At 63.6% G+C, this 6580-nt stretch carries 6 protein-coding genes; 5 read left to right on the top strand and 1 reads right to left on the bottom strand.

What is annotated here, in order from left to right; all coding sequences use genetic code 11:
• Positions 1–243 precede the first annotated feature (243 nt).
• Complete coding sequence (locus ACH2DW_RS04545; protein ID WP_394928526.1) at positions 244–1695, bottom strand: L-serine ammonia-lyase; 1452 nt, start codon at positions 1693–1695, stop codon at positions 244–246.
• Between the two features lie 157 nt (positions 1696–1852).
• Here ACH2DW_RS04545 and ACH2DW_RS04540 point away from each other — a divergent pair, with 157 nt between their 5' ends.
• From ACH2DW_RS04540 to ACH2DW_RS04520, 5 genes are all read left to right on the top strand, one after another.
• Positions 1853–3658, top strand: coding sequence for a flavin-containing monooxygenase (locus ACH2DW_RS04540; protein ID WP_394928525.1), 1806 nt, complete (start codon positions 1853–1855; stop codon positions 3656–3658).
• A gap of 84 nt (positions 3659–3742) precedes the next feature.
• Positions 3743–4021, top strand: a complete 279-nt coding sequence (locus ACH2DW_RS04535; protein WP_394928524.1) for a hypothetical protein — start codon at positions 3743–3745, stop codon at positions 4019–4021.
• Positions 4022–4170: 149 nt separating this feature from the next.
• Positions 4171–4935, top strand: a complete 765-nt coding sequence (locus ACH2DW_RS04530) for an SDR family NAD(P)-dependent oxidoreductase (RefSeq protein WP_394928523.1) — start codon at positions 4171–4173, stop codon at positions 4933–4935.
• A gap of 91 nt (positions 4936–5026) precedes the next feature.
• Entirely contained in the window at positions 5027–6283 is a 1257-nt protein-coding gene (locus ACH2DW_RS04525; RefSeq protein ID WP_394928522.1) for a flavin-dependent oxidoreductase, read from the top strand.
• Positions 6280–6558 carry a YciI family protein gene (locus ACH2DW_RS04520; RefSeq protein WP_394928521.1) on the top strand — a complete coding sequence of 93 codons (279 nt, stop codon included), beginning with the start codon at positions 6280–6282 and terminating at the stop codon, positions 6556–6558. Before ACH2DW_RS04525 ends, ACH2DW_RS04520 begins: the two co-directional genes overlap by 4 nt.
• The last annotated feature ends 22 nt before the right edge of the window (positions 6559–6580 follow it).

Below are 6580 nucleotides of genomic sequence, written 5' to 3'. Positions count from 1 at the left end.
GAACGTTGAACATGTTGGGGCCGATCAATGCCCCACCCAGCAACAGACCCATCAAGCCGGGCAATCGGACCCGCTCTGCGATCAGCGGACCGAACACGACAATCAACGCGACGACAGTGAAACCGAAGGTGGATGATTGCTGCAGCTGCTCCCAAGGCACGCTCTACTCTCGCATTTCGCTGCGATTCGCAATGACCAATGCGAGGCCGGCAACCATTGCACCCCGAGTGGACGGTGCAGTCCTCAGCACTCAGGAACGCGGACCGACACATTCACGGCAAGGCCACCCTGGCTGGTCTCCTTGTAGCGGTCCGACATGTCTTCCGCGGTTTCTCGCAAGGTACGAATGACGTCCGTGAGCGACACGCGGGCGTCGTCAGGGTTACTCGCAACGGCCAGCTCAGCGGCGTTGATCGCTTTGACGGCGCCCATCGTGTTGCGCTCGATGCATGGCACCTGCACGAGCCCGCCAACCGGATCGCAGGTCATACCGAGATGGTGTTCCATCGCGATCTCTGCGGCCATCAGCGACTGGGCGACCGTCCCACCGAGCGCCTCGGCCAGCGCCGCCGCCGCCATCGCGCTCGACACCCCAACCTCGGCCTGGCAGCCACCCATTGCGGCCGAAATCGTCGCCCCCTTCTTGAACAGCGTGCCGACCTCACCGGCCACGAGTAGGAATTCGATGATCTGTTCCTCGGTGACGGGCTCCGCCGAAAAGCACACGTGGTAGAGCAACACGGCGGGAATCACACCAGCTGCCCCATTCGTCGGCGCCGTCACGACACGGCCGAGATCTGCATTCTCCTCATTGACCGCCATTGCGAACGTGCTGACCCACTGCAGCACTTCGGCGAAGCGGAAGTCGCGGTGACGGATCAGATCGACCCACTCGTTCGGCGTGTCCGCGTCGGCGCACACGTTGTCCACGGTGAGCAGGCGTCGTGACAGCGGTGCCGCGCGCCGCCGCACATCCAGGCCGCCAGGGAGAATCCCGTCGGTATGACACCCCCGGTACACGCCCTCGAGCATCACCTTCCAGATCGCTCGCAGGCCCTCGCGAATCTCGTCGTCGGAACGCCAGGCTTGCTCGTTCGTCCAAACGACGTCGGCGATCGAGCAGCTCCGCTCGGCGCAATGAGCACCGAGTTCATCGGGAGTCTGGGAAGGGTGGGGCAGTGCAACAAAACCCGCAGCGCCCGGCACTTCGTCCTCGCCGACAACGAATCCTCCGCCGACCGAGTAGTACGACGAAGAGAGCACTCGCTCATCAACGAACGCATGACAGGTGAGCCCATTCGCGTGACCAGGGAGCCGCTCGTCGATATGGAACACGATGTCGGTTGCCATGTCGAAGTCGACATCAGCAGCGATGCCGTCGAGTGCCGACAGCTTCTTGGCCGCCGCGAGATCATGGACAAATCCTGGGATGCTGGCAACCGGTACCGTCTCGGGTTCGTGACCCAGCAATGCGAGCGCGATCGCCTGGTCGGTGGCGTGGCCCTGGCCGGTCAGAGCAAGCGACCCGTAGAGGTGCACCTCGACGTGACCGACGGTCGCGAGGCCACCGACAGCATCCAGTTCGTCGGCAAGTTCGGTAAGCCATCGCTGGACTGCGCGCCACGGCCCCAGCGTGTGCGAGCTCGAAGGGCCGACGCCGATCTTCAACATGTCGAACACGCTCAGCGATTCCATGACGCCGCCTCGCGATCAGCGGGCACGACACACAGTGAATGCACGGCATGAACCTACTCGCGCGGCCGTTCCACCTTGGGTTGAAATCAGACAGCCACCATCTGAGATCAGACCTCTGACACCTGGCCCCGCAACTTTTTGTTTGTACTCTGCAACCATGTCCGCCAACACGACACCCGTTGCGCCAGACCTCGACGCCATCCACGCGCGTTACCTCCAAGAACGCGACAAACGCATCCGCCCCGACGGCAACGAGCAATACATCGAGCCGACAGGTAAGTACGCCCACTTCCTCGACGACCCGCATACCGAGCGTGTTGAACGCGAGCCGCTCTTCGACGAGGTCACGGTCGCATTTATCGGCGGCGGCTTCGCCGGGCTGCTCACCGGAGCAAAGCTGCGACAGGCCGGAATCGACGACGTGCGCATCATCGAGAAAGGCGGCGACTTCGGCGGCACGTGGTACTGGAACCGCTACCCCGGCGCGCAGTGCGACACCGCGGCCTTCATCTACCTCCCGCTCCTGGAGGAGACCGGTCACATGCCCACCGAGAAGTACACCCATGCCCCCGAGATACTGCAGCACTGCAGGAACATCGGGGCTCAGTTCGATCTGTACGACCATGCACTGTTCAGCACCGAAGTCACCGGGTTGGAGTGGGACGATGCAGCGAAGCGATGGATCATCCGGACCGATCGCGGCGACAAGATGCGTGCGAAGTACATCGCCATGGGCACCGGCCCGCTGCATCGCCCAAAGCTCCCCGGAATCGACGGGATCAACGACTTCGACGGGCACGCGTTCCACACCAGCCGCTGGGACTACGAGTACACCGGCGGTGACCCGGGCGGTGCCCGCATGGAGAACCTGGCCGACAAGCGCGTCGGCATCATCGGCACCGGCGCCACGGCCGTGCAGTGCGTGCCGCACCTTGCGCAGGCATGCGGTGAGCTGTTCGTGTTTCAGCGCACCCCATCTTCGATCGACATCCGGAACAACAAGCCGACCGATCCCGAATGGTTCCAGACCCTCGAACCCGGGTGGCAGAAGAAATGGCTCGAGAACTTCACCACGTTGCAGACGGGCGGCTTTACCGACGAAGACCTGGTGATGGACGGCTGGACCGACATCAGCCAGCGGATTCGCGACAAGCTGCTTTCGTCACCGGAGCCCGACCTCTCCCCCGCGGGCATGTTGCAGGCGTACCACGACAGCGACGACGAGAAGATGGTCGAGGTTCGTGCCCGGGTCAATCAGGTCGTCGAGGATGAGATCACAGCCGAAAAGTTGAAGCCGTGGTATCGCCAGTTGTGCAAACGGCCGTGTTTCCACGACCAGTACCTCCAGGCATTCAACGAGCCCGGCACACACCTCATCGACACCGACGGCAAGGGCGTCGAGCGCATTGATGCCACCGGCGTCTGGGTCAATGGCGAGCACTACGAACTCGACTGCCTGATCTTCGCGTCAGGCTTTGAAGTCGGCACCTCGTTCGAACGTCGGTCAGGATTCGAGACAACCGGCCGAGATGGCCTGACGCTGTCGCAGTACTGGGAAGATGGAATGCGCACCTTGCACGGCATGAACGTGCACGGTTTCCCAAACGCATTCGTCGTCGGACCCACGCAAGCTGCGAACCTGATCTCCAACATCCCGCACAACCTCGTCGAGGCCGGCGAAACCATTGCCACCATCGTCGCCCACGCGGAGTCCATCGAAGCCGCCGAAGTGGAAGTCACTCGCGAAGCCGAAGACGCGTGGGTTGCATTGCTCGAAGCGGGCGGTCGCACCTTCGGCGGCGACCCGACGTGCACACCCGGCTACTACAACAACGAGGGCCGCGAGATCAGCCCATCCCAGCTGCGCAACACGCTGGGGTACCCCGCCGGGCCAGTCGCGTACTTCGAATACATCGAGAAGTGGCGCACGACTGGCGACTTCGAGGGCCTCACCTTCTCGTAGCAACCAACAGAGAGCGGCAACATGGGGTGACTCCCTCCAGGTATCCACGCTCGGCTCACGGTCACGTGTGAAACTGACGTTCAAGTGAGTACACCGTTTCAACTGCTCCCAGCGCCCACCGCTCTCCGGTGGACCGATCCCGCACCGAGCCCCATTGGCCCGGTGTGGTCGCCCTGGCCTGAGCCGGCGTTGTCGACGCTCAAGCGCAGCAACGTGTGGCCGGCGCCGATCATCCACACGGTCAGTTGGATGCCACCGAGCATCGTGCATCTCGCTCCGCCGGATCCGGCTGTCGACAACATGGCGTCCTGGTGGCGCCGCTTAGTCACTCGCGTCGCCGGCCTCTTCCGCCGCTCCCGCTGACACGCCCCTCCCAACTCGACCGCTCCCCCATCCTCAACACTTCCCACTCAGCTCGTTTGTGTCGGGATTCTTGAGGACCGCTCCGCGGAAATCCCGACGCAAACGGTGTGCTGAGATTCAGGCGGGCGGCAACGTGCAACACTCACCCGATGACACAGCGAACGATTCTCATCACAGGCGCCGGTTCAGGCTTCGGCAAGGGAGCGGCCATCGAGCTCGCGAGTCGAGGGCATTCTGTTGTCGCGACAACCGAAACGCAGGAGCAAGCTGACGCACTCGCCGCCGAGCACCCAGAGCTGACGACGATCAAGCTCGATGTCACATCGAGCGACGACATCGCGCAAGCCGCGGGTCTCGAAATCGACGTGCTCATCAACAACGCTGGGATGGGCGTGATGGCGCCGATGGCCACGGTGCCGATGGACAAGGTCCGTGCGAGCTTCGACGTCAACGTATTCGGCATGGTCGAACTGACCCAGGCCGTCGTACCCGGAATGATGGAGCGAGGGTCCGGTCGCATCATCAACGTGTCGTCGGTCGCGGGCAAGCTCGCGTCGCCGCTCACCTCGCCGTACTGCATGACCAAGCACGCGGTCGAAGCCTTCACCATCAGCCTCCGCGGTGAACTGGCCCCGCACGGCATCGACGTCTGCAAGGTCAACCCTGGGCCGTACAACACCGGGTTCAACGATCGGATGGTCGACGGCATCACCGAACACATTGCAGCCGGCGATGAGGCCACGTTCGCTGCCAACCAGATGGTTCGCGACATCGTGCTGACCGACCAACTCGACCCCGCCGACGTCGTCACCGCGCTCGCCAACCTCGTCGAAGCCGACGAGACGCCGCTTGAAACACTCCTCCCCGAGGGCATCGGCGAGCTCCTGCAAGCCATGATCGACGCCCAAGCCTGAGGTTGACGCTGCGCCGATTGCAGCGAGGTTCTCTGGTACTCGAAGTACGGCGGACATCACGATTGCGCGGCCGGGGTGTCAGACTCGCATCATGGCCAAGATCACGATCGCCGGTGGAGGAATTGGCGGGCTGGTGGCGGCGATGTGCCTCCACGATGCCGGCCACGACATCGACGTCTACGAATCGGTGATCGAGCCGACTGAACTTGGCGTCGGCATCAATGTGCTCCCCCATTCAGTGCGCGTGCTCGACGAACTCGGTTTGCTACCGGCGCTCGACGAGAGCGCCGTTCGCACGGGAGCTTTGATGTTCCTGTCACGCGACGGCACCCGCATCTGGACCGAGCCTCGTGGTCTCGATGCCGGCAACCCGTGGCCGCAGTTCTCGATCCATCGTGGTCGACTCCAGATGCTTCTGTGGAACGCTGCAGCCAGCCGACTCGGGCCAGATCGGATACACACCGGGCACCGGCTGACTCACTTCGAGCAATCGGCCGAATCGGTCACGGCGCAGTTCACCGAGCGACCGGGCGACCGCGACGTCATCGTCGAGTCCGACGTCCTGGTCGGCGCCGACGGGATCCACTCGGTCGTCCGCAAGCAGCTGCACCCGAACGACGGGCTCCCGCATCCGAGCGGGCTGGTCCTTTGGCGGGGCGCCGTGCGCGCTCCAGCATTCCTCGATGGTCGCACGATGTTCATGGCGGGCGACGACAGCCAGAAGGCGGTCATCTACCCGATCACACCACCAGATGACGACGGCATCGCGCTGATCAACTGGGTCGCCGAGCGACCCCAGGACGTTGACATGGCCACCGTCAGTTGGAATCGAGAGGTCGACGTCGCCGAAGTCGCTCGATACTTCGAGGACTGGGACTACGGCTGGCTCAACATCGGGGCGCTCATCGCGTCCAGCGACGCCGCCTACGAATTCCCAATGGTCGACAGGCACCCCGTCGAGCGGTGGTCGTTCGGCCGTGTCACGCTGCTCGGCGATGCTGCTCATCCGATGCGGCCAAACGGCAGCAACGGGTCGAGCCAGGCAATCCTTGACGGCGAAGCCATCGCCCACGCTCTCTCCGAACACGACGATGTCGTCGCTGCGCTGACCGCATACGAAACCGCACGACTCGAACCCACTGCCAAGCTGACCCTCGCCAACCGCCAGGCCGGACCCGAACGCGTGATGCAATGGGTCGCCGACCAATGCGATGGCACGTGCGCGACATCGCACGATCGGGCCCACACGTGTATCGACACCGCCGAGCTTGAACGCGAAGCAAACGCATACAAGCAGCTCGCTGGATTCGACCTCGCCACACTCCAGTCGATGAGCGTCGGCCAGTGAAGAAGTTCGTCTTCCACGGCCTGGATCGGCCCGACAGCACTGCATTGCGCGCCGCCACGCTGCCTGCGCACGCGGACTATCAACATCGCCGCGGCAACCCTGTCGGCGGTCCACTCCTCGATGCCATCGGGACATCGCGTGGGACGCTGATCATCTTCGAGGCGCCCGATCTCGCCACCGCCCAAGCAATCATCGCCGACGATCCCTTCGTCATCGCCGGACTCTTCGCAACGACCAGCGTGTACGAATTCCGAGCAGTCGACTGGCCAGCCTGAGGCACGGTTGAACCCGGCCCCG

Source organism: uncultured Ilumatobacter sp., from assembly GCF_963980585.1.
Taxonomy (GTDB): Bacteria; Actinomycetota; Acidimicrobiia; order Acidimicrobiales; family Ilumatobacteraceae; genus Ilumatobacter_A.
The sequence above is the reverse complement of the archived record's forward strand: the minus strand, read 5'-3'. Positions and strand labels throughout refer to the sequence as shown.

Bases quoted from the DNA above. Each gene is read 5' to 3' on its own strand.
- ACH2DW_RS04525 (WP_394928522.1), top strand. From the start codon at position 5,027: ATGGCCAAGATCACGATCGCCGGTGGAGGAATTGGCGGGCTGGTGGCG.
- ACH2DW_RS04540 (WP_394928525.1), top strand. From the start codon at position 1,853: ATGTCCGCCAACACGACACCCGTTGCGCCAGACCTCGACGCCATCCAC.
- ACH2DW_RS04545 (WP_394928526.1), bottom strand. From the start codon at position 1,695: ATGGAATCGCTGAGCGTGTTCGACATGTTGAAGATCGGCGTCGGCCCT.
- ACH2DW_RS04530 (WP_394928523.1), top strand. From the start codon at position 4,171: ATGACACAGCGAACGATTCTCATCACAGGCGCCGGTTCAGGCTTCGGC.